Source organism: Streptomyces sp. ATexAB-D23, from assembly GCF_000373645.1.
Taxonomy (GTDB): domain Bacteria; phylum Actinomycetota; class Actinomycetes; order Streptomycetales; family Streptomycetaceae; genus Streptomyces; species Streptomyces castrisilvae.
The window spans coordinates 137292-161681 of record NZ_KB892004.1 but is presented as its reverse complement, the minus strand read 5'-3'; the positions used below and the strand labels follow the sequence as shown (position 1 = coordinate 161681).

Below are 24390 nucleotides of genomic sequence, written 5' to 3'. Positions count from 1 at the left end.
GGCCCACCGGCCGCAGCTCGTTCTCACCTTCGGAGCTGAATGATGAACGCAACCACGGGGCGCCGACGCGGCCGGGTGCGGGCCGCGGCCGCGGCGCTCGGCCTGCTCGCCGGGGCCCTGAGCGCCGCCGCCGCGGGCAACTCACCCGCCGCCGCACTCACCCCGCCCATCTCGATCACCGCGGACGACCTGTCCACCTGGCAGACCAACGGCATCGTCTGGGCGATGGCCGCGTCCGACGACGGTGTGGTCTACACGGGCGGCACCTTCTCCACCGTACGGCCGCCGGGCGCCGCCTCCGGCACGTCCGAGCAGCCGGCGGTGAACTTCGCCGCGTTCGACGCCGCGACCGGGGCGCCCACCGGCTGCTCCCTGTCGTTCACGCTCTCCTCCGGGACGGCGACCGTGCGCTCGCTCGCTCTGTCGCCCGACGGCAAAACCCTGTACGCGGGCGGCCAGTTCGGGGCGGTGAGCGGTGTCGGGGTGAGCAATATCGCCGCCATCGACACCGCCACCTGCACCCCGCGCCAGAACTTCAAGGTCGCCGTCTCGGCCACCGTGCGGGCGCTCGCGGTGACCGACGACACGGTGTATCTCGGGGGTGACTTCAACTCCGTCGCGGGGCAGACCCGCAACAAGTTCGCCGCCGTCACGACCGGCGCCGCGCTGAAGCCGTGGACGGCCAACGCCGACGAGGCCGGCCGGGCCGTCGAGGTCACCCCGGACGGCCGGCATGTGGTGATCGGCGGGGACTTCTTCACCGTGAACAAGACCGCCTCGCACGCGCTGGCGGTGGTGGACGCGACCACGGGCGCGCTGACCAGGAGCTACCCGGGCTTCATCCCGAACGCCTCCACCGTGCAGGACCTCACCAGCGACGCCAAGCAGTTCTACACCGCCAACGAGGGCACGGGCGGCGGGGTGTTCGACGGACGGATCGCACTCGACCTCACCACCTTCGACCAGGTGTGGCGCGACACCTGCCTGGGCGCGACACAGGCCCTGCTCGTCCACAACGGGGTGCTGTACAGCGGCAGTCACGCCCACGACTGCGCGTCCATGGGCGAGTTCCCCGACCAGCCGCGCAAGCATCTGCTGGCCCAGTCGGTGGACGACCCGAAGCTGCTGCCGTGGTTCCCCGACACCAACGACGGGATCGGCGAGCCGGTCGGTCCGCGCGTGATGGCGCAGACGGACAAGGGCGGCCACCACTACCTGTGGGTGGGCGGCGAGTTCACCACGGTCAACAGCAAGGCGCAGCAGGCGCTGACCCGGTTCGCCGACGGGCCCGACACAGGCGCGCCCTGGGTGCCCAACGTCAGCGTCTCCACGGTCGCCCCGAACAAGGTGGACGTGAACTGGCAGACCAGCTTCGACACCGACGACGGGACCCTCACGTACCGGATCTACAAGGACGGGGCGACCACCCCCGTCCACACGACGACGGGCTACTCCGTGTTCTGGGACCGTCCGCAGCTGCGGTGGACGGACACCGACGTCGCGCCCGGTGAGACGCACACCTACCGGATCACCGCGAGCGACGGCATCAACACCAGCGCCAAGTCCCCCGCGGTGAGCGCGACCGTGGCCTCCGAGGCCGAGAGCTATCCGGCCAGGGTGCTCTCCGACGGAGCGGCCCTGTACTGGCGCTACGACGAAGGCACGTCCACGTTCGCCGCCGACACGGGCGCGCGGCTCGACAACGGCTTCCTGCGCAACGCTCCCTCCTACCGGCAGACCCCGGCGGCGGTGTCCGGGCCCTCGACCGCCATCGGGTTCAACGGCAGCACCCAGTACGCGTACAGCAACCGGAGCCGGTCCGACACCGCGAAGTTCTCCGTGGAGACCTGGATCAAGACGACCACGACCCGGGGAGGGAAGATCATCGGCTTCGGGACCAACACCATGGAACTGAGCGGCAAGTACGACAAGCATGTGTACATGCTCAACAACGGGCGTCTGGCCTTCGGCACCCACAAGGGCGGCGGCGGTGGCCAGACCGTCACCACGACCGGGGCGTACAACAACGGCGCCTGGCACCATGTCGTCGCCACCCAGGGTTCCGGCGGCATGGCCCTGTACGTGGACGGACAGCTGCGCGCCTCGAACGCGCAGTACACCACGAACGAGAGCTACACAGGCTACTGGCGGGTGGGCGGGGACAACCTCGCGACCTGGCCGAACCGTCCGACGAGCAACTTCTTCGCCGGCCAGATCGACGAGACCGCCGTGTATCCGGCCGCACTGACCGCAGCCCAGGTCAGTGCCCACTACGCGCTGAGGACGGGCTGATGAGGAACCCGTTCGCGGCCTGCGCCGTCGCCGTGCTCACGGCGGCGGCGCTGGCCGCCTGCGGCTCGTCCTCCTCCGGCGCGGACTCGAAGGGGGTGCCGGAAGCCGGCCCCGCGGCGCCCTCCGAGCCCGTGGCCGGTTCCGAGGCGGGTTCCCAGGGCTCCACGCCGGCCGGGCCGCGGGCCTCCCGCGGCAGCGAGCCGCCCAAGATCCCCAGCGACCGGCTGACGCCGGCCACCGGCACGTTCACGAAGAAGCAGAAGGAGTATCTGACCGACCGGGTGCCCGTGGGCACGGACCCGGCGGCGGTGCTCCAGACCGGGCAGGAGACCTGCGACCGGCTGGCCTACCTCGTCAAGGTGGACCCGGACCTCGCGGCCGGCGCCGTCGTGGCGGGCGAGGTCTCCGGAGCGCAACCCGCGGCCGCCCACCTGTGCACCCGGCACCAGGAGCTGGTGGAGCGGGCCGCTCACGGGTACGCCGACGGCACCCACCGGGGCAAGGAACTGCGGCCCGGCCGCTACCGCGACGTCTCCCCCACCGCGAGCTGCACCTGGGAGGTCACCGGGCCCGGGGGCAAGGACCTGGCATCCGGCTCGTCCGCCGGCGGGAAGCGGAGCACGATCACCCTCCCGGAGGCGGCCGTCGCCTTCACCTCCACAGGCTGCTACGCCTGGCTGCCCGAAGGGGACAACGGATGAACAAGCTGCCCATAGCCGTGGCCATCCCCACCAAGAACGAGGGGCTCAACATCGCGGAGGCGGTGGGGTCGGTCATCGACCACTTCGAGGCGGTCGTCGTCGTCGACTCGCACAGCGGTGACGACACGGCGAAGACGGCCGCGGAGTGCGGCGCCGAGGTCGTCCTCTACACCTGGGACGGCGGCCACCCCCGGAAGAAGCAGTGGTGCCTGGACCATGTGCGGACGGACCTGGACTGGATCCTGCTGCTCGACGGGGACGAGCGGCTCAGCCCCGGGCTGCTGGCCGAGCTGCGGGAGATCTTCGCCGATCCGGACAGACCGAAACCGGCGGCGTACGACATCCCGCTCGGGTACTGGTTCTCGGGGAAGCGGCTGCGGCACGGCTACACCATCCGCAAACGCTCACTGACCGACCGCACCCGCTGCCACTACCCGGAGGTGGGCGATCTGGACGCGCCCGGGATCGGTGAGGTGGAGGGGCACTACCAGCCGGTCGCGCAGAGCACGGCGGCCCTGCGCCACCCGATCGAGCACCAGGACCTGGACCCGGTGACCGCCTGGTTCGAGCGGCACAACCGGTACTCGGACTGGGAGGCGTGGCTGGAACACCATCCGGAGGTCAAGGAACAGGTGCGCCGGGCCAAGTCCCGGCAGGGGCAGCTGTTCCACAAGGCGCCGTTCAAACCACTGGTGTCGTTCCTGTACATGTATGTGTACCGGCGGGGCTTCCTCGACGGGCGGGCGGGCTTCGACTTCGCCCTGGCGATGAGCTTCTACCGGTGGCAGATCGCGCTCAAGTCACGGGAGAGGCCGACCGGTTGAGGGGGCGCCCGGCCCTTCGGCGGACCACGTCCTCATAGGTCCGCCGGAGGGTGTCCGTCACCACCCCGATGGTGAAGTGCTCGTTGACCAGCTCCCAGGCGGCCCGTCCGGCCCGCGCGTTGGCCTCGGGCTCCAGCAGTTCCAGGACGGCGCGCGCGACCTTGCGGGCGTTGCCCTCGTCCTCGCCGACCCGGCTGTCGATCACCCGGCCGGCCCCGGCCCGCGCCACATCGGGGCCCAGCCCGCAGGTACGGGTGATGACCGCCGGGGTGCCGACGGACATCGCTTCGAGCACGGAGACGCCGAGGGGTTCCTCGATCGACGGCAACACGTACACATCGGCCTCCCGTCCCGCCGCCAGCACCTCCTCGTGGCCGAGCGGTCCGACGTGGTCCAGCGCGTCCAGGACGCCGAGTCGCCGGGCCAGTTCGAGGGTGGCGGGCAGGGCGCCGGTGTCCGGGCCGGCCAGGACGAAGCGGGCGTCCGGGTGCTCGGCGAGGACGGTGGGCATCGCGGCGACGAAGTCCTGCGGGCGCTTGCGCTCCTGGATCCGGGCGAGGAAGAGCACGGTCAGCGGGCGCCCCTGCTCGCGGGCGGGCTTGAACTCCTGCGGGCGCACCCCGTTGACCAGGCGTACGGTCCGGGTGAGCGCCACGGGGGCGGCGACGGCGTTGACGTCGATCCGCTCGGCCTCGGTGAGGTGGAGCACCGCGTCGGCGCCGCGCAGGACCCTGCGCACGCCCAGCAGATCGGTCAGCTGGGCGACCCGCTTCTCGGTGGGGTCCACCATGCCGTGGGTCTGCACGACGAGGGGTGTGCCGGAGGCCAGGGCGAGCAGGGCGGCGGGCAGCGTCACCAGATCGCGCATCAGGTGGACGTGGACGAGGTCGGCGCCGCGCGTCATGCGGCGCGCGGTCCTCAGCAGGGCGCCGGAGGTGATGCCGCTGACCTCGAACATCGGCAGCAGGTGGCGGGCGCGGAAGAGATGGACGGGCACCCCCTCCACCTCGTCGGGCAGCGGGCCTTCGAATCCGTCGCCCAGGGCCATGATCCGGGCGTCGTCGCCACCGGCGCGCTGGACCTTGGAGAGGTTCAGGGCCACCCGGGTCGGACCGCCGAACGCGTGGTCCGGGGTGTGCAGCGTGACGATGTGCAGGATCTTCACCAGGGTCCCCCTCGCCCTCGTCCGACCCCGCACAGACTAGTCGTCACATCTCCTCAAGTGTGGTGATTCGTTAAGGTGTTGCCCGGCGGCACACCTGCTCGACGAACGGGGAACCCATGGCGTCCGTGCACGAGGGGCCGCCGGCCGCGCCGGTACGACAGGGCGGTCCGCGTCCTCCCGTCGAGCCGCCCGCCGCGCCACTGTCCTGGGCGATGCTCTCGCGGGCGCTGGCCCTGCCACTGATCCTGGCTCTGGTGTGCTTCCTGCCCGCGCTGATCGCCGCCCAGCCCGGCACCGGGGTGCGGGACACCGCGTACTGGCTCCAGCTCGTCCTGACGTGCTACTCCGGCGCCCGGCTCGCCACGATGATCCTCTCCACCCGCCGCCGGCTGCTCCAGGGCGTCTTCTGGATGTTCGTGTACATCGCGATGGGGGTGGCGCCCTTCGCCCAGGCGGTGATCGGGCAGACGCCGACGCCGCTGGTCGGGCCGCGCGCCGACCTGATGACGGCGGTGGCGCTGGTCCTCGTGGGGTGTGCCGCCTTCGACCTGGGCGCGCTGCTGGCGTCCCGGCGCCCGCTGCGCCGGCGGACCGCGCCGCGCGCCGGCGGTGGCGCCGGGGCCATCGCGCATCCGGCGCGGCTGCGGCTGCTCGTACTGGTCGCGTTCGCGGCGAGCGGGTACTACGTGCTGAAGCTCGGCGGGCCCGCCGTCTTCTTCTCCAGCAGGCAGGAGATCAGCGCCTCGGTCGCCGAGAGCGGGGTGGCGGCGGGCGGGTCCCAGGTGGGCTCGGCGTTCCTGAAGGGCTTCGGCACGGTGCCCGCCCTGCTGGCGCTGCTGTTCTACACCCGTCGTCTGGTGACCTCGCGCCGGGCGCGGCGCTCGCCGTCCACCGTGCTGGTCTGGTGCGCCCTCGCGCTCGTCAACCTGGTCGTGAACAACCCGGTCTCCAACGCCCGTTACTGGTTCCTGACGGTGCTGATCTCACTGCTGTTCACGGCGTTCCCGAGCAGTGCGGCGATGTACCGGTCGGTGCTGGCGCTGGGGGTGGCCGGCGCGCTGGTGCTGTTCCCGTACGCGGACCGGTTCCGTTACGACGACGAGGGGTACCGGCCGGTCCAGTCCTCGTCGGTCTTCGAGCCGCTGGCCACCAAGGACTACGACCAGACGGTCATGTTCGCCAACACCATCTCCTGGGTCGGCACCCGTGGGCACACCTACGGCCGGCAGCTCGCCGGCTCCGCCTTCTTCTTCGTGCCCCGGGCGGCGTGGAGCGGCAAGCCGCAGGACACGGGGGTGCGCGTCGGGCAGTGGATGGGGATGAACATGACCAACCTCTCGGCGCCGCTGTGGACGGAGCTGTGGGTGGACTTCGGGGCGGCCGGGGTGATCGGCGGTCTGGCGCTGACGGGGTACGGGGCGGCGCGCACCGACCGCCGTTACGCGCGGGCGGTCTCCCGGGACGGGCCGGGACCGGGCAGTGTGCTGGCGGTCGCGGCGCCGCTGATCGCCGGTTACACCTTCATCCTCCTGCGCGGCCCGCTGTTGCAGGCGGCGGGCAAACTGGCCATCGCGGCGCTGTGCCTGGCGCTGGTCACGAGTTTCCGGCCGGGGCGGCGCCCGCGCTGACGGGCGCCGCGGTCCGAGCGCCCTCGCGGGCCAGCCGGGCCACCCGGGTCCAGGTGGCGACCGCCTTGCACACGGACCCCAGACACAGGCCCCAGGCGGCGCCCAGCACCCCGCCCAGCAGGTAGCCGCCGGTGAGGAAGGCGACCGCGGCGAGCGAGAAGACGACCTGGATGGCGAGCGTGGTGCGGGGGTCGAGGAGCCTGAGGGCGAGCAGCCCGCAGGTGCCGACGGCCATCGCCGCGTACTGGCTGCCGGTGGCCGGGAGCAGCGCCGCGGCGGTGGGCCAGGTCGCGCCGAGCAGATGGCGGCCGACGGAACCGGGCAGCAGGGCGAGTACGGTCGCCCAGGCGCCCGCGGTCAGGGCCAGGGCGACGGCCAGGGCGGCGGTGGCGCGCACCCGGAGCCGGTCGGTGTCGAGCCGTCCCAGGAGCGGGGGGCCGAAGCCGGTGGCGGAGGTGAACAGCACGTTGAGCGGGCCGAAGAGGGTGGTGGCGCCGCGCAGGGCACCGACGACGAGCGGGTTGCCGACCGCTCCGAGGCCGAGCACGGAGAGCTGGGAGGTGGCGTTGCCCACGCCGAACTCGACGACGAACCGGCGGCCGAGGTGCCCCTTGCGCAGCAGTGGCCTCAGTGACACGGGGCTCCCGGCGGTCCTGCGGTGCAGTGCGGCCGCCGACAGCAGGAGCGCGGGCAGCGCGGAGAGCCCCCACACGGCGACCAGCCGGGCGGCCGGTGCCCCGTGCGGCTGGACGGCCAGCGCGCCGATGACGCAGACGAGCCGGAGGGTGTCGGCGGCCAGGGCGAGGTGCTGGGCGTGCAGGGTGGCGAAGACGTAGCGGGCGGTGTCCTGCCCGAGGACGACGGGCAGCACGAGTCCCAGGGCCATCAGGGCCTGTGCGGTGGCGCCCGGTAGCAGGGCGCAGACGGCGGCGAGCGGCCAGCCGATGGCGGTGGCGGCGAGCAGGGTGAATCCGGCGGCGGACCGGCAGGCGCCGCGGGTCTCCTCGCCGTCCCCCCGGCGCAGGACGAGTGGCTGGCCGGTGTAGGCGCCGGACACGCCGAGGAAGACGGTGAAGACGAGGTAGACGGCGGAGAAGCGGGCGAAGCCGGAGACGGTGGAGAGCCGGGCGGCGACCACGAGGACCAGGATGTTGGTGAGGGCCGCCACCCCCTGGTCCGCGACCGAGCAGGCGATCGCGGTGCGGGCCCTCATCTGCGTCCCGCGGCGCTGTTGCGGCCGCCGCCGCGTCCGGGGCCGCCGTCCAGGGCGCGCAGGCCCATCGTCTCGGCGGGGTCGCCGGTGCGGCCCGACGGGTCGGGCTCCCCGTACCGCCTCCGGTCGGCGTGGTCCTGCCCGGCCGGCTGCCCGGCCCGGCGTACGGCGGCCTTGCTGCGGGCCCGCCGTACCGGCCGGCCGTATCCGGGGTGGAGCAGGGTGCCGAGTACCGAGCCGCCCGCGGCGCCGATGACCTCGCGGATGCGTTCCAGGTCGCTGCGGTGCACCTCGCGCGGCCGGCAGACGACCACGACGTCTTCGACGCGGTCGACGAGCGCGACGGCGTCGGCGTACGAGAGGACGGGCGGGGCGAGCACGATGACGACGGCCCCGGGTCTGCCTCCCTCGGCGAGGATGCGGGTGACGGGTGTGGAGGTCAGGGCGCGCGGCACGTTGTCGGTGCGGCGGCCGGCGACCAGGGTGAAGGCGCCAGAGCCCGGCACGTCCACGTTGGCCCGGCTGTCGGCGGGCCAGTTGTGGTTCTCCTGTCCCGTGGCCCAGCGCGGCCCGGGGCCGGGGGCGGTGGCCAGTTCGCCGGCCAGGGACGGGGTCCGCAGATCGGCCTCGACCAGCAGGACGTCCCGGCCCATCTCGGCGAAGGCGGCGGCCAGATTGACGGCGGCGGCCTTGGCGGTGTCGTTGTCGCCGCGGGGCGTGGTGACCAGGAGGCGGCGGCGTTCGGCGAAGGAGGTGTCGTACGCGAGCCGGAAGGCGACCGCCCGGTACTCCTCGGCGAGCCTGCTGCCGGGGCGCCCGATCGCGAGCAGGGTGCGGGCCGCCCCGCGTTCCCTGGGCAGGGTGCCGAGCAGCGGGGCCCCGAGCGAGCGGACGAGTTCCCTGGTGGAGCGGACCGCCGGGTCGAAGACGAGGCGCACCCAGGACATCAGCAGGCCGAGGGCGAGTCCGACGACGGCGCCGAGTCCGAGCAGCAGGGGGAGTCCGGCCCCGGTGGGGTGCGTCGGGGCGACGGGCTTCTTGTTGAGGTAGCCGGGTGTGGTGTCCAGGGCGCGCAGTTCGGAGATCTTCTGGTTGAGCGCGGAGATGGCGACGATGAGGTTGGCGCGTGCGCTGGTGACGTCGTCGCCCCCGGTGCCGGTCTCCTGCGCGGCGAGCCGGTCGCGCTGCTCGGTGAGCGGTTTGAGCTGGGCGCGGTAGCCGTCGATCATGTTGTCGATGCTGTCCTCGGTGCGCTCCCTGCGGATCTCCAGGTAGGCTTCGGCGAGCGCCTCGGCCCTGGCCCTGGCCTGCTCGGGGGTGCGGGCGGTGTAGGCGAACTTGAGGACGAGGGTGTTGGGCGGGTTGGTGACCTGGAGCCCGGAGAGCAGCTCCCCGACCTCCACGGTGTCGCCCAGCTTGGTGAGGGTGCCGGCCGCCACCGTGCCGACGGCGTCGCTGACAGCGGTCTGGCGTTCGGAGCCGATGTTGATGCCCTTGTCGGCGGAGGCGCCGGCGGCGAAGGGGTCGGAGGTGGCGGAGCGCACGGAGACCTCGCCGGTCGCGGCATAGGTGTCCTCGCCGCCCAGGCCGAGCCAGGCACTGCCGAGGAGGCCCACGAGCACACCGATGACGAGGAGGGTCCGGTAGCGCAGGAGCTGGCGGAACTGGTCCCTGAGCAGCGCGGGTTCGTCCTGGTCGTCGAGCGCGCGGATGGGGTGGGTCACGGGCGTGGTCTCCCTCGGTCGTCCTGAAGGGCCTCGGTGAGCAGGGCGTCGAAGCGGGCGAGTGCGGCCTCCCGGCCGAGGTGGCGTGCCACGTACCGCGGTCCGTGGGCGCCGAGTTCGTCGGCCTCGGCGGGTGACTCGACGAGCTTGCGGACGGCGCCGAGCACCGCGGCCGGGTCCTCGGGGGCGACGAGGAGGCCGGCCCCGGAGCGGCGCACCTCCTGGGCGGTGCCGCCCCCGTCGGCGACGGAGGCGACGACGGGGCGTCCCGAGACGAAGTAGGAGGTCAGCTTGGAGGGCACGCTCATGTCGAGCACCGAGGCGCGCTGGGTGACGGCGAGGACGTCGGCGGCGGCCAGGATGTCCGTGAACTCCTCGGCGTCGGCGGGCGGGAGGAAGTCGAGGTTGGGGAGCCCGGCCGCGCGGGCCCACAGGGCGTCGCGCTGGTTGCCGTCGCCCATCAGGACGATGCGGATCTCCGGGGCGAGCCGGGCGGCGTCGACCAGGACCTCCAGGCCCTGTTTGAGGCCCATGTTGCCGGAGTGCAGGACGACGGGCGTCCCCTCGCGCCAGCCGAGCCGGGCCCTGGTGGCGGCCCGGTCGGCCGAAGGCGCCCGCACATGGCTCCAGTTGGGGACGACGCGGATGCGCCCGGGGTCGACCCCGTAGGCGGTGACACGGGGGACGAAGCTCTCGTGGATGACGCCGACGAGGGTGGCGGCGCCCAGGGCGTACCGCTCGGCCCGGGAGGCGAGGGCCGCCGCCCGGCCGCCGCCCCGGATGCCGCTCTGGGCGGCGGCAGCGCCCATCAGGTCCTGGACGACGGGGAGGTAGGGCACCCGGTGGCGACGGGCGAGCCGGGCGCCGATGACACCGCCTGCGAGGCTCGGCATCTGGGAGATCACCGCGTCGGGCCGCTGCCTGGGCGGTGCGGCAAGGCCGTGCGCGAGGACGCTCGCCTCGAACGCGGCCCGGCGTAACGCGCTCTGCCGGGGCGGCACGTAGTGGCGGCGCCGGTGCACGGTGACGCCCGCGCGGTGCTCCTCGGTCCGCCACACCCCCCGGTAGGGCTCCTCGGTGCGCCAGGACGGGTAGTGCGGCATGCCCGTCAGCACATGGGTGTCGGCGCCGCGCGCGGCCCAGTGCTCGGCGAGCTGGGCGGCGTACGGGCCGATGCCGGTCAGTTCCGGCGCGTAGTTGGTGGAGACCACCAGCAGGCGGCGGTGCTCCAACGGTCTGCGGTGCTCTTCGTCTGCCACCGGACGTCCGCCCTTCCCCCCGGAGCCACGTGTGTTCCACCGAGGAACAGCCCCAAAAGCGAGCTTATCCGTTCACGAGATGAGCAAGTGGTCTCCCCAGTAAGGTCGTTGCACCATCAACACCGATACCGAAATCCCACCGGACCGGATGCCATGTCCGGAAACCTTCCGGTGGGCAGCGGACGTCACGTCCGCGTGGGGGGAGAGAACGGATGGTGCACAGGGTCGGCTACGCGCCGGGGGTCTACGACCTGTTCCACGTGGGTCACCTCAATATCCTCCGGCATGCCCGCAGTCAGTGCGACTACCTGGTGGCGGGGGTCGTGTCGGACGAGATGGCCGTGCTCGCCAAGGGACACCGGCCGGTGATCCCGCTGCCGGAGCGGCTGGAGATCGTACGGAGCGTGCGGTACGTGGACGCGGCGTTCGTCGAGACCGTCCCGGACAAGGTCGAGACGTGGCAGCAGGTCAGGTTCGACGTCATCTTCAAGGGGGACGACTGGCGGGACACGGACAAGGGCAGACGGCTCGAACGCGACTTCGCCGAGGTGGGCGTGGAGGTCGTCTACTTCCCGTACACCGTGCACACGTCCAGCACCCAGCTGCGCCGGGCGCTGGACACCCTGGTCAGTACGCCCGGAGCGCTCTCAGCTCCCTGAACCACTTGCCGAGGAACAGCGCGAGGAACACCGCGTGCACGGCGGCGAGCACGGCGTATCCGGTCCGGAAGGCCGTCTCGTCGCCGAGCAGCAGGAACACCAGGCAGAACACCCCGTAGTCGGCGGGCAGCAGGGCCACCGCCCGCAGCCGGGAGGCCGGCGCGGAGCCGTCCGGGCCCTTGGGTCCGCCCCGGGCCGCCGCCCTGCCGAGCTGCTCGCGCAGGAGACCGGCGCAGAAGGTCAGCACGGCGACGAACAGGAAGCCGAGCGGCAGCAGCAGCCAGCCGTCGGAGGGCAGCGCGAAGCAGCGGTGGAACGAGATCAGTACGGCGGTGTGGACGAGGATCATCTTGGCGCAGTCCACGACGTGGTCCAGCCATTCGCCGTCGGGCCCGCCGCGCCCCGTCAGCCGGGCGAGCTGCCCGTCGGCCGAGTCCAGGGCGAAGCCCACGGCGAGCCCCAGGTAGACCAGCACACCCGTCCACGGACCCGGGCGGGCCAGCGCCACACCGGCCAGGGCCGCGAAGGTGAACGCCGCGCTGACGAGCGTGACCTGATTGGGCGTCAACCCCAGCCTGAACGCGGCGGCGGCGAAGATCCGCCCGGCGGGCCGGTTGACGTACCGCGAGTAGAGCGAAACCCCCTTGGCCGGCTTCTGCGCCCCGCGCAGCCCCCGCAGCACCGTCGACATGCTTTCCATCCGCCCCCCAGCGTGTCGGCGTTCCCCACCGCAGCCGCATCATGGCACGGCCCGGCCCCCGCGCGGGCGGGTTCGCCCCACCCGGCGTGTGTACGGGGGGAGTTGGCCCCCGCCCGCCGCGCGCACCGGGCCTCCCCGGCGTGCGGCGGGCGGTCAGGCGGAGGCGGTCCGGCACTCCGGGTGGCCCCAGCCGTGGTCGTTCTTCGCGATCATGTCCTTGGCGGCGTACGGCTTTCCGCAGTGGCAGCGGCCGGCGAACTTGGCGCGGATGGTGGCACCCGCGCGCCCCGCGCTCCCGGCCTTCTTCGCCGTGCTCCCGGTCCGCTTCACCGCGGCACCGGTCCGCCGGCCCTCGGTGGCGCGGGAGGGCGCGGGGACGGGCGTGGCCGAGCCGTGCGAGGTGCCGGCGGCGCACTGACCGACGGCCGCTTCGCTGGCGGCCTGGTCGGCGATCGCGTTCAGCGGGTCGCCGTCCACCTGGTGGGCGGGCACGTAGACGAACCGCACGGTCCGCTCGCCGAGGAGTTCGTCGATGCGGGTCACCAGCTCGCGGTTGGCCACGGGCTTTCCGGCCGAGGTCTTCCAGCCGTTGCGCTTCCAGCCGGGCAGCCACTTGGTGACGGCGTTCATCGCGTACTGCGAGTCCATCCGCACTTCGAGCGGCGCGGCCGTGCCGACCGACTCCAGCAGTTCCCGCAGGGCGGTGAGCTCGGCGACGTTGTTCGTGGCGGTGCCGAGCGGCCCCGCCTCCCACCGCTGCGGTACGCCCTCGGCGTCGGCCACCACATAGGCCCAGGCCGCGGGCCCCGGATTACCCTTCGACGCCCCGTCACACGCGGCGATCATGCGCTCGTTCATACCCCCGATCATGCCAGCGCCGGGACCCGGCTCCGCCACCCTCCCCCACCTGCGCCCATCACGGCGCGTGACGCTTCGTCGTGCGTTGCCCACGGTGCGCTGCTTCTCTGAAGGTGCCCGCTCTTCCCCACCGTCCCGAGGAGTGACGATGAGCGCCGCACGAGACAACGAGCGCGCCCGGCACATGGCCGAGGCCGCCGAGCGCACCAGCGACCCGGAGCAGCGTCGCCGGCTCCAGGAGAAGGCCCGGAAGCTGCGGGAGCGGGGCGAGCAGCAGGACGGCCGGGAGAACAGCGGCCTCCCCGTGTAGCGGCACCGCGCACAGACCGGTGGACTGTCACTCTTCCATGAGTGGGTGGCAGTCCACCGCCGCGTTCCCGGGGCGGCCCGGCCCCCTGGCCGGGGGCTTGATCATCCCGCCTACGATGGCCGCACGACGGCGCGAAGCGAGGAGCCTGCCATGAACAGCCAGCGTGTCACCGTGGTCACCGGCGGCAGCCGCGGCATCGGTGCGGCGGTCTGCGTACGACTGGCGGACGAGGGCCACGACATCGCCCTGGCCTACCACTGCGACTCCGCGGCCGCCGAGTCCGTCGCCGACGCGGTGCGCGCGAGCGGCCGGCGCTGCGTGACGGTCCGGACGGACACCGCCGACGAGGCGGACGTCGACCGGCTCTTCGACACGGCCGCCGCCGAGCTGGGCCCGGTCACCGGCCTGGTCAACAACGCGGGCGTGAGCGGCCCGGTGGGCCCGCTCGCCGACGCCGACGCGGCGGGGATGCGGCGCGCCCTGGAGGTCAACGTCCTCGGCTACCTGCTCTGCGCGCGGCGTGCGGTGCGCGACATGACGCGCACGGGCGGCGGGGCGATCGTGAACGTGTCCTCGGCCGCCGCCACCTTGGGCAGCCCAGGCGAGTACGTGCACTACGCCGCCGCCAAGGGGGCCGTCGACACGATGACCGTCGGACTGTCCAAGGAGACCGGCCCGGCGGGCATCCGCGTCAACGCGGTGGCGCCCGGAGTGATCCGCACCGAATTCCACGCGGACCCCGAGCGCCCCGACAAGCTCGGCCCCGGCATTCCCCTGGGCCGCCCCGGACAGCCCGAGGAGATCGCGGGCGCCGTCGCCTGGCTGCTCTCGGACGACGCGTCGTACGCGACGGGAACGGTCCTGCGCGTGGCGGGCGGACGCTGACCGGTCGCGGTCGCGTGAAGCCCCCTCACGCCCGGCCCGACCCCCGCGCCGCCAGGAGCGCCACGTCGGCCAGTGCGATGAGGGCGGCGGCGGCCAGGGGAGCCTTGCGGTGGTGGCGGGCGAGGAGGAGGCCTGCCAGGAGTGTCGGGAGTGCCACGACGAGTGTCAGTGTGCCCGCGGGGCCGGGTGGGCCCGGTGGGGCGAGGGCGAGGGTCACCGATGCCGCCAGGAGGGGCACGGGGAGCAGGAGGCGGGTGGCGGTGGGGCCGAGGCGCTGCGGCAGTCCGCGTACGCCGCCGCGCAGGTCGTCCCCGATGTCGGGGAGGACGTCGGCCAGGTGGGCGGCCACCCCGAGCAGGGCTCCGGCGGTCACCAGCCACCAGGCGGGCCCCGGGCCGCCGGGCACGGTCAGCGCGGCCAGGGCCGGCAGGGCGGCGAAGCCGATCGCGTACGGCAGCCAGGACAGGACCGTGGCCTTCAGCTTCAGGTTGTAGGACCAGGCGGCGGCCACCGCCGCCAGGTGCACGGTTCCGGCGAGCGGGCCGCAGGCCAGGGAGAGGGGGACGCACAGCAGGGCCGCGGTGAACGCCGCCGACCACACCGTCCGCCGGCTCACCGATCCGTCGGCCACCGGTTTGCCGCCGCGGCCGGCCGCGGCGTCCCGCCGGGCATCGTGCGCGTCGTTGCACCACCCCACCGACAGCTGGCCGCTCAGCACCGCCGCGACGAGCAGGGCGGTGCGGGCGCCGTCCAGACCCGCCCCCGCGCCCAGGACCGCCGCGATCACGGTCACCGCGGCCGCCGGGCCCGGATGGCACGAGCGGGCCAGCGCGAGCGTGCGCGGGAACGGCCACGCGGGCGCGGCGCAGGAGCGCGGGGGGTCGGGGGTGCCCATGCCGTGATCGTAGGCACCGGGAGCCGCCGGAGGGTGCCACCCGCACGGGTTGTTTGCGGTGGTTTGCCCACCTCTCGGGGCAGGGATGAGCGCATGACGCCTCCTCAGCGGGACCCCGGATGACCCGGATCGCAGCCGTGCACGGCACTCTCGCCCCGTACCGCCACACCCAGCGGGAGGTCACCGACATGGTGGCCCGTACCTGTCTGCCCCCCGGTGCCGACCGGCGTGTCCTGGACCGGCTGCACGCGAACGCGCGGGTGCGGACCCGGAACATGGTGCTGCCCCTGGAGCGGTACGGGGAGCTGGACGGCTTCGGGGACGCCAATGACGTGTTCATCGGCGCGGCGGTGGACCTGGGCGCCGACGCGCTGCGCGGGGCGCTGCGGACGGCCGGGCTGCGTCCCGAGGACGTGGACCTGCTGATGTTCACGTCCGTGACGGGGGTGGCGGCACCCTCCGTGGACGCCCGGCTGGTGGGGCGGCTCGGGCTGCGCCCCGATGTGAAGCGGCTGCCGGTGTTCGGGCTCGGCTGTGTGGCCGGGGCGGCCGGGGTGGCCCGGCTGCACGACTACCTCCTCGGCCGGCCCGAGGACGTCGCGGTCCTGCTCTCGGTCGAACTGTGCTCGCTCACCTTCCAGCGGCGGGACGCGACGCCCGCGAACCTGGTGGCGACCGCCCTGTTCGGTGACGGGGCGGCGGCCGTGGTCGCACTCGGCGCGGGCCGGGGCCCCGGCGACGGGCCGGAGGTGGTGGCCACGCGCAGCCGGATGTATCCGGACACCGAGCACGTGATGGGCTGGGACATCCGCGATTCGGGTTTCAAGGTGCTGCTCGACCCCGGTGTGCCCGACGTGGTGCGCCGCTATCTGGCGGACGATGTGCGTGGCTTCCTCGCGGAGCACGGGCTCAAGCCGAAGGATGTGGCGCACTGGGTGTGCCACCCGGGCGGGCCGAAGGTCCTGGAGGCCGTGTCCGATGTCCTCTCGCTCCCGGAGGGGGCACTCGACGTCACCTGGCGGTCGCTGGCCGAGGTGGGCAACCTGTCCTCCTCCTCGGTGCTGCACGTGCTGCGCGACACGCTGGAGCAGCGCCGGCCCGAGCGTGGTTCGCCGGGTCTGCTGATGGCGATGGGCCCGGGATTCTGCTGCGAACTGGTGCTGCTGCGCTGGTAGGTCGGAGGACTCATGATCTGGTACGCCGCGCTGGTGCTGGCCGTGGCCGGTGAGCGCGTCGCCGAACTCGCCCTCGCGGTGCGCCACACCCGCTGGGCGCGGACCAGGGGCGGTGTGGAGTCGGGGCGGGGCCACTATCCGGCGATGGTCGCCCTGCACACGGCGCTGCTGGCGGGCTGCCTGGTGGAGGCGGGGGTGGCGGGCAGGCCGTTCGTTCCGCTGCTCGGCTGGGCGATGGTGGCGGTGGTCCTGGCCGCGCAGGCGCTGCGCTGGTGGTGCGTCCGTACGCTCGGGCCCCGCTGGAACACCCGGGTCGTCGTCGTGCCCGGCCTGCCGCTGGTGACGGGCGGACCGTACCGTCTGCTGCGCCACCCCAATTACGTGGCCGTCGCCGCTGAGGGAGTCGCCCTGCCCCTGGTCCACGGCGCGTGGGTGACGGCCGTGGTGTTCACGGTGCTCAACGCCCTGCTGATGGCCGTGCGGGTGCGGTGCGAGGAGGCCGCGCTCGCCTCCGTGACCCCGGCGGGCGCACCGGCATGATCGACCTGCTGGTCGCGGGCGGCGGCCCGGCGGGGCTGGCGGCGGCGATCCGGGCCGCCGGGCTCGGCATGGAGACGGTGGTCGTGGAGCCGAGGACCGCTCCCATCGACAAGGCGTGCGGTGAGGGCATCATGCCGAGCGGTGTGGCGGCGCTGAAGGCCCTGGGTGTCCCGGTGGCCGGGCATCCGTTGCACGGCATCCGGTATGTGGAGGGGGCCCGCAGCGCCCTCGCGCCCTTCCGTGGCGGGACGGGGCTGGGGGTCCGGCGCACCGCGCTGCACGCCGCGCTGCACCTGCGGGCCCTGGAGCTGGGCGTCCGGATCGTCGCGGGCAAGGTCGCCGGGGTACGGCAGGAAGGGGACCGGGTGGAGGCGGCCGGCCTGACGGCCCGCTGGCTGATCGCCGCCGACGGGCTGCACTCGCCGCTGCGCCGGGAGCTGGGCCTCGACGGGCCCGCGGCGCCGGTCCGCCGGTACGGGCTGCGCCGGCACTACCGCATCGCCCCGTGGACCGGGTTCGTGGAGGTCCACTGGTCCCGGCACGGCGAGGCGTACGTGACGCCGCTCGGGGACGGTTCGGTGGGGGTGGCCGTGCTCAGCCGCGAGCGGCTGCCGTACGCGGGGCATCTGGCCGCCTTCCCCCGCCTGGCCGCCTCCCTGCGCGGCCGGGAGGCAGGTCCCGTACGGGGTGCCGGGCCGCTGCGGCGGCGGGCGCGGGCGCGGCGGGCCGGCCGGGTGCTGCTGGTCGGGGACGCGGCGGGGTATCTGGACGCGCTGACCGGTGAGGGCGTCGCGCTGGCCGTGGCGACGGCCGCCGCCGCGGTGGAGGCGCTCGCCGCCGGCCGGCCGCAGGCCTACCCCGCACGCTGGCAGCGGCTGACCCTGCGCCATCGGTTGCTGACGGCGGGGCTGCTGGCGGCGGCCCGGCGGCCCGCCACGGCCCGGCTGATCGTGCCGGGCGCCCACCTCGCGCCGCGCGTTTTCGGTGCGGCGGTACACGCGTTGCAGTAGAAGTAGGAGAGCGCCGGAGCAGTACCGGAGCAGGAAGGGATGGGCCATGTCAGCGGGAGAACCTCGCACCGCGGCGGCGGTGTTCGACGCGCTCGGTACCGAATACGAGGAGGCGTTCGCCGGCTCGGCCGCGCACCGCGCCTCGCTGGAGCGGTTGCTGGAGGTCCTGCCTCCGCACAGCCGGGTGCTCGACATCGGCAGCGGCACGGGCCGGCCGACCGCCCAGACGCTCGCCGAGGCCGGCCACACGGTGCTGGGTGTCGATGTGTCGCCGGTCATGGTGGACATCGCGGCCCGGCAGGTGCCGGCCGCCGAGTTCCGCTGCGCCGACGTCCGGGAACTCCCGCTGGAGGAAGGCGCTTTCGACGCGGTGTGCGTGTACTTCGCCCTCTTGCAGATGTCGCGCGAGGAGCAGGCGGAGGTCTTCCGGCTGGCCGGGCGGGTGCTGCGGCCCGGGGGCCATCTGGCCGTGGCGACGGTGCCGCTGGACGTGGAGGGGGTCAGCGGGACGTTCATGGGCCAGCCGGTGGAGGTGACCAGCTTCGGCGAGAACGAGTTCACGACGATGGTGGAGGGGGCCGGCTTCACGGTCCTGTCCCGGGAGAGCAGCATGTTCGTCCCGGCCCTCCCGGCGGCCGTCCCCGAACCCCAGATGTTCCTGCTCGCCCGGCGGCGCTGAGGGGGCGCCGGTCGCCGGGGCCGCCCGGGGGCCGCAGAGGTGCCGTCGGGCGCCGACCGGCCCACAATGAGTTGTCCGACGTGCCGTGGGTACCCGCTCGCGCGAGGCGACCGATGCCCCGCCGCCCGCCCGCGGGGACAACGACGGAGGATCTTCATGACCGACCGCAGAGCAGAGGGACCCGTCCACTCCGGTGCGTCTCCGAGCCCGCCTCCGGTGCCCGCCGACATGCCCGACCAGCAGGTCCAGGAGGGCGAGGACCCGATGGACGTGCCGCCGCCGCCCTCCGCGGACCCCGACAAGGACGACGCGCACGGGGCGCCCGACCCGGACGAGTCCGGTTCGGGCCGGGGCACACCGCGCAACGCCGGGGTGCACCCCGAACACCCGGTGCCGGACGAGTCCCCGGGCTGAGCCGTGTCCGGTGCGCGGCGGGGCGGTGCCGGGCGCGTCCCGGACTGCGAAGATCCGCCGGGCGTTCGATCATGGAGGCTATGGCCCCCCACCCCCCGGACGCAGCCGGGGCGCCCCCGTCGATCGCACCGATGCTGGCCGTTCCCGGTCCCCTGCCCGTGCCCGACACGGGGTGGGCGTTCGAGGCCAAGTGGGACGGTGCCCGCTGCGTCGTCTCCACCCCGGGCGACGGCACGCTCCGGCTGACCTCCCGGGCTCACAACGACGTCACGCCCACCTATCCGGAGCTGCATGCCCTGGGCGACGTGCTACGGGGGCACAGCGCGGTCCTGGACGGCGAGATCGTGGCCCTGGACTCGTCGGGGCGGTCCGACTTCGGGCTGCTCCAGCGCCGGATGGGCATCATGAACGCGCGCCGCGCCGCCCGGCTGGCGCTGGACTTCCCCGCGCACCTGGTGGTGTTCGACGTGATGTTCCTCGACGGCCGCCCGCTGTCGGCCCTGGCCTACGAGGAGCGCCGCGCGGCGCTGTCCGCCCTGCTGTCCGCCGGTCCGCACTGGTCGGTGCCGTCCTATGTGCACGGGCACGGCGCCAAGGCGTGGGAGACCGTCGTGCGCGGGGGCCTGGAGGGTGTGGTCGCCAAGCGGCTGTCCTCGCCGTACATGCCGGGTGTCCGTTCACCCGACTGGCGCAAGACGAAGCGGGTCGAGACGCATGATGTGGTCATCGGCGGCTGGACCCAGCGGAACGGGGCGCCCGCGGGTGTCCCGGGGGCGGTGCTGGTCGGTGTGGACGACCCGGCCGGTCTGCGGTACGCGGGCTCCGTCGGGTCGGGGATGTCCGACCGGGAGCTGGCGGAGCTGAGGTCGTACCTGGAGGTGATCGGCCGCCCGGGATCCCCGTTCACCGGCCCGGTCGATGTGGCCGGAGCGCACTGGGTGGAGCCGCGGCTGGTCGCTGAGGTCAGCGCCTCGCAGTGGACCGCCGCCGGCCGCCTGCGTCATCCGGTGTGGCAGCGGCTGCGGCCGGATCTGACCCGGCTGGGGTGAGCGCGGCCCGCTCAGCCGGGCAGCGAGAGGTCCCTGGACACCCGCAGGGCGGCCGCCAGCAGGCCCTCCCGGACGCGGGTGGTCCGGTACATCCGGTCCGACCGGAACGAGATGCCGAGGGAGCCGACCTGCTCGCCGTTGTAGACCGGCACCGCCACGCAGGTGGTGCCGCGCACGTACTCCTCGCGGTCCATGACGACCGGGGCGGGTGAGCCGTCGAGCTGCGCGATCAGCTCGTCCCGGTGCGTGATGGTCCGGGGTGTGAGGCCGGTCAGGGCGTGCCGGGAGAAGTAGTCGGCGCGCGCTTCCTCGTCCAGTTCGCGCAGCACGCTCTTGCCGAGGGCCGTGGCGTGTCCGGCCTCCTCGACCCCCACCCAGAGGTCCACGCGGGGGGTCCGCGCGCTGTCCGCGATCTCCATGACCCGGATCTCGCCGTCCTCGTACAGGGTGAGGTAGGAGGCGGCCGAGAGTTCGTCGCGCAGGGCACTGAGGACGGGCCGGACGCGCCCGGGGAGATCCTCGGCGCCCTGTCCGGCCGGGGGCCCGGAGGCGGTGCCGGCGAGGGCGTACGTGTGGTCGTCCCGCTCTGTCAGATAGCCGTCCCGCACCAGCACGGGCAGCAGCGCGCCGGCTTCGGCCGGGGCGATTCCCGCCTCCCGGGCCAGCTGCTCCCCGGTGGCGTCGCCCTCGTGTTCTCCGGCGGCCTCCAGGAGCCGCAGTGCGCGCCGGACGGCGGCGACGGGCTCGGAGCCGGCGTGGTCGGCCATGCCCCCAGCATGGCCCCGGTCCCCGGTGGCCGCACCCGGGCAAGGTTTCCGGGACGTGACACAGGCCATCTTCTGTGCCCGCGATCTCCGGGGAAGTCTCGGGTACGGTGACGAACACTTCGGTCCCGGAGAGTCACGGAGCCCCTCGCCGCCGCCTCGCGGCCCCGCGACGCGGCTTCGCCTGCCCGAGCCGGACCGCCCGTGCTTCCGTCCCTCCTGACGCCACTCGCTCGTGACACGACTGGGGAGTTTGATGTTCGACAAGGTATTGGTCGCCAACCGCGGTGAGATCGCCATCCGCGCGTTCCGCGCGGCGTTCGAGCTCGGCGTCTCCACCGTGGCCGTGTTCCCGTACGAGGACCGCAACTCCCTGCACCGGGCCAAGGCCGACGAGGCCTACCGGATCGGGGAGCCGGGGCACCCGGTGCGGGCGTACCTGTCGGTGGACGAGGTGGTCGAGGCCGCGCGCAGGGCGGGGGCGGACGCGATCTACCCGGGTTACGGCTTCCTGTCGGAGAACCCGGACCTGGCGGCGGCGTGCTCGGCGGCCGGGATCACCTTCGTGGGGCCTCCGGCGTCGGTGCTGAACCTGACGGGCAACAAGTCCCGTGCGGTGGCGGCGGCCCGGGAGGCCGGTGTTCCGGTGCTGAAGTCGTCCGAGCCGTCCGAGGACGTGGACGTTCTCGTCGCGGCCTCCGAGGACATCGGCTTTCCCGTCTTCGTCAAGGCGGTCGCCGGTGGCGGCGGGCGCGGCATGCGCCGGGTGGCCGAGCCGGCGGAGCTGCGCGAGGCGATCGACGCGGCGATGCGCGAGGCGCGGTCCGCCTTCGGTGACGCGACGGTCTTCCTGGAACAGGCGGTGATCAACCCGCGCCACATCGAGGTGCAGATCCTCGCCGACGCCGAGGGCAACGTCGTACACCTCTACGAGCGGGACTGTTCGCTCCAGCGCCGCCACCAGAAGGTGGTGGAGATCGCGCCCGCCCCGAATCTGGACCCGGCCCTGCGCGAGCGGATCTGCGCGGACGCCGTCGCCTTCGCCCGGCACATCGGGTACGTCAACGCGGGCACCGTCGAATTCCTCGTCGACGAGCGCGGCAACCACGTGTTCATCGAGATGAATCCGCGCATCCAGGTCGAGCACACGGTGACCGAGCAGGTCACCGGGCGCGACCTGGTGATCGCGCAGCTGCGGATCGCCGCCGGCCTGACACTGCCCCAACTGCACCTCTCCCAGGAAGACATCACGCTCAACGGCACCGCGATGCAGTGCCGGATCACGACGGAGGACCCGGCCAACGGGTTCCGTCCGGACACCGGCACGATCTCCGCCTACCGCTCCCCCGGCGGCCCCGGCGTCCGGCTGGACGGCGGCACGGTCCACACGGGTGCGGAGGTGTCCGCCCACTTCGACTCGATGCTGGTCAAGCTCACCTGCCACGGCCACGACTTCGCCAACGCGGCCCGCCGGGCACGCCGGGCGATCGCCGAGTTCCGCATCCGCGGGGTGGCGACCAACCTGCCGTTCCTGGGGGCCGTGCTCGACCACCCGGACTTCCGGGCGGGGCGCGTCACGACCAGCTTCATCGACACCCATCCCGAGCTGATCCGGGCCCGGCCCTCCGCGGACCGCGGCAGCCGGATGCTCAGCTACCTCGCCGAGACCACGGTCAACCGGCCCTACGGCCCCCGCCCCTCGGTCATCGACCCGGCCGGGAAGCTGCCCGCGCTGCCGCCGGGCACGCCGCCGCCCGGCTCGCGTCAGCGCCTCGCCGAGCTGGGCCCGGAGGCGTTCGCCGCCGAGCTGCGCGCCCAGCCGGCCGTCGCGGTCACCGACACCACGTTCCGCGACGCCCATCAGTCCCTGCTCGCCACCCGGGTGCGCACCCGCGATCTGCTGGCCGTCGCGCCGCATGTCGCGCACACCGTCCCGCAGTTGCTGAGCCTGGAGTGCTGGGGCGGCGCCACCTACGACGTGGCGTTGCGGTTCCTCGCCGAGGACCCGTGGGAGCGGCTGGTCAAGCTCCGTGAGGCGGTGCCCAACATCTGTACGCAGATGCTGCTGCGCGGGCGCAACACCGTCGGGTACACGCCGTACCCGACCGAGGTCACCGAGGCGTTCGTCTCCGAGGCGGCCTCGGCAGGCATGGACATCTTCCGGATCTTCGACGCCCTCAACGACGTGTCGCAGATGCGCCCGGCGATCGACGCGGTACGCGCCACCGGCACCTCGCTCGCCGAGGTGGCCCTGTGCTACACCGCCGATCTGTCCGACCCCGGCGAGACGCTGTACACGCTGGACTACTACCTTCGGCTCGCGGAGCAGATCGTGGAGGCGGGCGCGCATGTGCTCGCCATCAAGGACATGGCCGGGCTGCTGCGCCCGCCCGCCGCGCGCACCCTGGTCACCGCGTTGCGCGAGCGGTTCGACCTGCCGGTCCACCTGCACACACATGACACGGCCGGCGGTCAGCTGGGCACGCTGATCGCCGCGATCGACGCGGGGGTGGACGCGGTGGACGCGGCCGTCGCGTCGATGGCCGGCACCACCAGCCAGCCCCCGCTGTCCGCGCTGGTGGCCGCCACCGATCACACGGAGCGCGCGACGGGCCTCTCGCTCCAGGCGGTCGGCGACCTGGAGCCGTACTGGGAGGCGACCCGCAAGGTGTACGCCCCCTTCGAGTCGGGGCTCGCGTCTCCGACCGGCCGGATCTACCACCACGAGATCCCGGGCGGCCAGCTGTCCAACCTGCGCCAGCAGGCCATCGCGCTGGGCCTCGGCGACCGCTTCGAGCTCATCGAGGACTGCTACGCCGCGGCCGACCGCATGCTGGGCCGGCTGGTGAAGGTGACGCCGTCGTCGAAGGTGGTCGGTGACCTGGCGCTGCACCTGGTGGGCGCGGGTGTCGAGGCCTCTGACTTCGAGTCGGACCCGGGCAGGTTCGACGTGCCGGACTCGGTGATCGGCTTCCTCCGCGGTGAGCTGGGCGACCCGCCCGGCGGCTGGCCCGAGCCGTTCCGCACCAGGGCCCTGCAGGGCCGCCCCGAGAGGGCGCAGACGCCGTACCTGTCGGACGAGGACCGCGAGGCGCTGCGCGAGACGCCGCGCGCGACCCTGAACCGGCTGCTGTTCCCCGGCCCGACCAAGGAGTTCAACGCCCACCGGGAGGCGTACGGCGACACCTCGGTGCTGCCGACACCGGACTTCCTGTACGGGCTGGAGACGGAGACCGAGCACACCGTCACGCTCGACCGCGGGGTCACGCTGCTGATCGAGCTGGAGGCCGTGTCCGAACCGGACGAGCGCGGTTTCCGCAGCGTACTGGCCACGCTCAACGGCCAGTTGCGTCCGGTGTCGGTGCGGGACAGGTCGGTGGCGACCGAGGTGAAGGCGGCGGAGAAGGCGGACCGCGCCGACGCCGGTCATGTCGCGGCGCCGTTCGCCGGGGTGGTCACGCTCCAGGTGGAGGAGGGCGCTTCGGTGTCGGCGGGTCAGACCGTGGCCACCATCGAGGCGATGAAGATGGAGGCCTCGATCACCGCCCAGTCCGCCGGGGTGGTGCGGCGCCTCGCCATCGGCCGGGTCCAGCAGGTCGAGGCGGGCGACCTGCTCATCGAGATCGGCTGATCCTTCGCCGGGTTC

Annotated in this window: 22 protein-coding genes; 14 read left to right on the top strand and 8 right to left on the bottom strand. The window is 73.6% G+C overall.

Annotated features, from left to right (window positions below; translation table 11 throughout):
• The first annotated feature begins 39 nt into the window (after window positions 1-39).
• The 3 genes from B082_RS0106535 to B082_RS0106525 are packed head-to-tail and all read left to right on the top strand — an operon-like array spanning window position 40 to window position 3817.
• Window positions 40-2292, top strand: a complete 2253-nt coding sequence (locus B082_RS0106535; RefSeq protein ID WP_037709562.1) for a LamG-like jellyroll fold domain-containing protein — start codon at window positions 40-42, stop codon at window positions 2290-2292.
• The gene (locus B082_RS0106530) at window positions 2292-2993 is read left to right on the top strand and encodes a hypothetical protein (RefSeq protein WP_018551007.1); all 702 of its coding nucleotides are present in this window, start codon (window positions 2292-2294) and stop codon (window positions 2991-2993) included. Before B082_RS0106535 ends, B082_RS0106530 begins: the two co-directional genes overlap by 1 nt.
• Window positions 2990-3817 carry a glycosyltransferase family 2 protein gene (locus tag B082_RS0106525; RefSeq protein ID WP_018551006.1) on the top strand — a complete coding sequence of 276 codons (828 nt, stop codon included), beginning with the start codon at window positions 2990-2992 and terminating at the stop codon, window positions 3815-3817. Before B082_RS0106530 ends, B082_RS0106525 begins: the two co-directional genes overlap by 4 nt.
• Here B082_RS0106525 and B082_RS0106520 read toward each other — a convergent pair.
• Window positions 3789-4982 (bottom strand): glycosyltransferase, encoded by a 1194-nt coding sequence (locus tag B082_RS0106520; RefSeq protein ID WP_018551005.1) that lies wholly within the window; start codon window positions 4980-4982, stop codon window positions 3789-3791. The genes B082_RS0106525 and B082_RS0106520 overlap by 29 nt on opposite strands.
• A gap of 116 nt (window positions 4983-5098) precedes the next feature.
• On the opposite strand from B082_RS0106520, the gene B082_RS0106515 reads away from it, so the two are divergent.
• A complete protein-coding gene (locus B082_RS0106515; RefSeq protein WP_018551004.1) occupies window positions 5099-6610 on the top strand; it encodes a hypothetical protein in 1512 nt (503 codons plus the stop codon).
• Here B082_RS0106515 and B082_RS0106510 read toward each other — a convergent pair.
• Genes B082_RS0106510 through B082_RS0106500 form a run of 3 tightly spaced genes read right to left on the bottom strand, consistent with a single transcriptional unit; the run spans window position 6576 to window position 10806 of the window.
• Window positions 6576-7823, bottom strand: a complete 1248-nt coding sequence (locus tag B082_RS0106510) for a hypothetical protein (RefSeq protein ID WP_018551003.1) — start codon at window positions 7821-7823, stop codon at window positions 6576-6578. The genes B082_RS0106515 and B082_RS0106510 overlap by 35 nt on opposite strands.
• Window positions 7820-9547 carry a hypothetical protein gene (locus tag B082_RS0106505; RefSeq protein ID WP_018551002.1) on the bottom strand — a complete coding sequence of 576 codons (1728 nt, stop codon included), beginning with the start codon at window positions 9545-9547 and terminating at the stop codon, window positions 7820-7822. Before B082_RS0106505 ends, B082_RS0106510 begins: the two co-directional genes overlap by 4 nt.
• Window positions 9544-10806 carry a glycosyltransferase gene (locus B082_RS0106500; protein WP_026249492.1) on the bottom strand — a complete coding sequence of 421 codons (1263 nt, stop codon included), beginning with the start codon at window positions 10804-10806 and terminating at the stop codon, window positions 9544-9546. Before B082_RS0106500 ends, B082_RS0106505 begins: the two co-directional genes overlap by 4 nt.
• 212 nt (window positions 10807-11018) lie before the next feature.
• Between B082_RS0106500 and B082_RS0106495 the strand changes: the two genes are divergently transcribed.
• Window positions 11019-11465, top strand: a complete 447-nt coding sequence (locus B082_RS0106495; RefSeq protein WP_018551000.1) for an adenylyltransferase/cytidyltransferase family protein — start codon at window positions 11019-11021, stop codon at window positions 11463-11465.
• On the opposite strand, the gene B082_RS0106490 is transcribed toward B082_RS0106495, so the two are convergent.
• Window positions 11434-12165, bottom strand: coding sequence for a CDP-alcohol phosphatidyltransferase family protein (locus B082_RS0106490; RefSeq protein ID WP_026249491.1), 732 nt, complete (start codon window positions 12163-12165; stop codon window positions 11434-11436). The genes B082_RS0106495 and B082_RS0106490 overlap by 32 nt on opposite strands.
• Before the next feature lie 153 nt (window positions 12166-12318).
• Complete coding sequence (locus B082_RS0106485; RefSeq protein WP_018550998.1) at window positions 12319-13023, bottom strand: ribonuclease H family protein; 705 nt, start codon at window positions 13021-13023, stop codon at window positions 12319-12321.
• A 148-nt stretch (window positions 13024-13171) separates the two neighbouring features.
• Between B082_RS0106485 and B082_RS39425 the strand changes: the two genes are divergently transcribed.
• Window positions 13172-13333, top strand: coding sequence for a DUF6381 family protein (locus tag B082_RS39425; protein WP_018550997.1), 162 nt, complete (start codon window positions 13172-13174; stop codon window positions 13331-13333).
• 150 nt (window positions 13334-13483) lie between these two features.
• Complete coding sequence (locus B082_RS0106475) at window positions 13484-14218, top strand: SDR family NAD(P)-dependent oxidoreductase (RefSeq protein ID WP_018550996.1); 735 nt, start codon at window positions 13484-13486, stop codon at window positions 14216-14218.
• A 25-nt stretch (window positions 14219-14243) separates the two neighbouring features.
• Here the strand turns inward: B082_RS0106475 and B082_RS0106470 are convergent, their stop codons facing one another.
• A complete protein-coding gene (locus B082_RS0106470) occupies window positions 14244-15113 on the bottom strand; it encodes a UbiA family prenyltransferase (protein WP_018550995.1) in 870 nt (289 codons plus the stop codon).
• 119 nt (window positions 15114-15232) lie between these two features.
• Between B082_RS0106470 and B082_RS0106465 the strand changes: the two genes are divergently transcribed.
• From B082_RS0106465 to ligD, 6 genes are all read left to right on the top strand, one after another.
• Window positions 15233-16288 carry a type III polyketide synthase gene (locus B082_RS0106465; RefSeq protein WP_018550994.1) on the top strand — a complete coding sequence of 352 codons (1056 nt, stop codon included), beginning with the start codon at window positions 15233-15235 and terminating at the stop codon, window positions 16286-16288.
• A gap of 12 nt (window positions 16289-16300) precedes the next feature.
• The gene (locus tag B082_RS0106460) at window positions 16301-16828 is read left to right on the top strand and encodes an isoprenylcysteine carboxyl methyltransferase family protein (protein ID WP_018550993.1); all 528 of its coding nucleotides are present in this window, start codon (window positions 16301-16303) and stop codon (window positions 16826-16828) included.
• Window positions 16825-17838 carry an NAD(P)/FAD-dependent oxidoreductase gene (locus B082_RS0106455; RefSeq protein ID WP_018550992.1) on the top strand — a complete coding sequence of 338 codons (1014 nt, stop codon included), beginning with the start codon at window positions 16825-16827 and terminating at the stop codon, window positions 17836-17838. The genes B082_RS0106460 and B082_RS0106455 overlap by 4 nt, the downstream gene beginning before the upstream one ends.
• A gap of 46 nt (window positions 17839-17884) precedes the next feature.
• Window positions 17885-18517 (top strand): class I SAM-dependent methyltransferase, encoded by a 633-nt coding sequence (locus B082_RS0106450; protein ID WP_018550991.1) that lies wholly within the window; start codon window positions 17885-17887, stop codon window positions 18515-18517.
• A 156-nt stretch (window positions 18518-18673) separates the two neighbouring features.
• Window positions 18674-18931 (top strand): hypothetical protein, encoded by a 258-nt coding sequence (locus tag B082_RS0106445; protein ID WP_026249490.1) that lies wholly within the window; start codon window positions 18674-18676, stop codon window positions 18929-18931.
• A gap of 80 nt (window positions 18932-19011) precedes the next feature.
• A complete protein-coding gene (gene ligD, locus B082_RS0106440; RefSeq protein ID WP_018550989.1) occupies window positions 19012-19980 on the top strand; it encodes a non-homologous end-joining DNA ligase in 969 nt (322 codons plus the stop codon).
• An 11-nt stretch (window positions 19981-19991) separates the two neighbouring features.
• On the opposite strand, the gene B082_RS0106435 is transcribed toward ligD, so the two are convergent.
• Window positions 19992-20747 carry an IclR family transcriptional regulator gene (locus B082_RS0106435; RefSeq protein ID WP_018550988.1) on the bottom strand — a complete coding sequence of 252 codons (756 nt, stop codon included), beginning with the start codon at window positions 20745-20747 and terminating at the stop codon, window positions 19992-19994.
• A 253-nt stretch (window positions 20748-21000) separates the two neighbouring features.
• On the opposite strand from B082_RS0106435, the gene B082_RS0106430 reads away from it, so the two are divergent.
• Entirely contained in the window at window positions 21001-24375 is a 3375-nt protein-coding gene (locus B082_RS0106430; RefSeq protein WP_018550987.1) for a pyruvate carboxylase, read from the top strand.
• Window positions 24376-24390: the final 15 nt, after the last annotated feature.

What these genes read in the sequence shown, in the direction of transcription:
- B082_RS0106535 (WP_037709562.1), top strand. Translation starts at nt 40, where the DNA reads ATGATGAACGCAACCACGGGGCGCCGACGCGGCCGGGTGCGGGCCGCG.
- B082_RS0106530 (WP_018551007.1), top strand. Translation starts at nt 2,292, where the DNA reads ATGAGGAACCCGTTCGCGGCCTGCGCCGTCGCCGTGCTCACGGCGGCG.
- B082_RS0106525 (WP_018551006.1), top strand. Translation starts at nt 2,990, where the DNA reads ATGAACAAGCTGCCCATAGCCGTGGCCATCCCCACCAAGAACGAGGGG.
- B082_RS0106515 (WP_018551004.1), top strand. Translation starts at nt 5,099, where the DNA reads ATGGCGTCCGTGCACGAGGGGCCGCCGGCCGCGCCGGTACGACAGGGC.
- B082_RS0106510 (WP_018551003.1), bottom strand. Translation starts at nt 7,823, where the DNA reads ATGAGGGCCCGCACCGCGATCGCCTGCTCGGTCGCGGACCAGGGGGTG.
- B082_RS0106495 (WP_018551000.1), top strand. Translation starts at nt 11,019, where the DNA reads ATGGTGCACAGGGTCGGCTACGCGCCGGGGGTCTACGACCTGTTCCAC.
- B082_RS0106490 (WP_026249491.1), bottom strand. Translation starts at nt 12,165, where the DNA reads ATGGAAAGCATGTCGACGGTGCTGCGGGGGCTGCGCGGGGCGCAGAAG.
- B082_RS0106485 (WP_018550998.1), bottom strand. Translation starts at nt 13,023, where the DNA reads ATGAACGAGCGCATGATCGCCGCGTGTGACGGGGCGTCGAAGGGTAAT.
- B082_RS39425 (WP_018550997.1), top strand. Translation starts at nt 13,172, where the DNA reads ATGAGCGCCGCACGAGACAACGAGCGCGCCCGGCACATGGCCGAGGCC.
- B082_RS0106475 (WP_018550996.1), top strand. Translation starts at nt 13,484, where the DNA reads ATGAACAGCCAGCGTGTCACCGTGGTCACCGGCGGCAGCCGCGGCATC.
- B082_RS0106470 (WP_018550995.1), bottom strand. Translation starts at nt 15,113, where the DNA reads ATGGGCACCCCCGACCCCCCGCGCTCCTGCGCCGCGCCCGCGTGGCCG.
- B082_RS0106465 (WP_018550994.1), top strand. Translation starts at nt 15,233, where the DNA reads ATGACCCGGATCGCAGCCGTGCACGGCACTCTCGCCCCGTACCGCCAC.
- B082_RS0106460 (WP_018550993.1), top strand. Translation starts at nt 16,301, where the DNA reads ATGATCTGGTACGCCGCGCTGGTGCTGGCCGTGGCCGGTGAGCGCGTC.
- B082_RS0106455 (WP_018550992.1), top strand. Translation starts at nt 16,825, where the DNA reads ATGATCGACCTGCTGGTCGCGGGCGGCGGCCCGGCGGGGCTGGCGGCG.
- B082_RS0106450 (WP_018550991.1), top strand. Translation starts at nt 17,885, where the DNA reads ATGTCAGCGGGAGAACCTCGCACCGCGGCGGCGGTGTTCGACGCGCTC.
- B082_RS0106445 (WP_026249490.1), top strand. Translation starts at nt 18,674, where the DNA reads ATGACCGACCGCAGAGCAGAGGGACCCGTCCACTCCGGTGCGTCTCCG.
- ligD (WP_018550989.1), top strand. Translation starts at nt 19,012, where the DNA reads ATGGCCCCCCACCCCCCGGACGCAGCCGGGGCGCCCCCGTCGATCGCA.
- B082_RS0106435 (WP_018550988.1), bottom strand. Translation starts at nt 20,747, where the DNA reads ATGGCCGACCACGCCGGCTCCGAGCCCGTCGCCGCCGTCCGGCGCGCA.
- B082_RS0106430 (WP_018550987.1), top strand. Translation starts at nt 21,001, where the DNA reads ATGTTCGACAAGGTATTGGTCGCCAACCGCGGTGAGATCGCCATCCGC.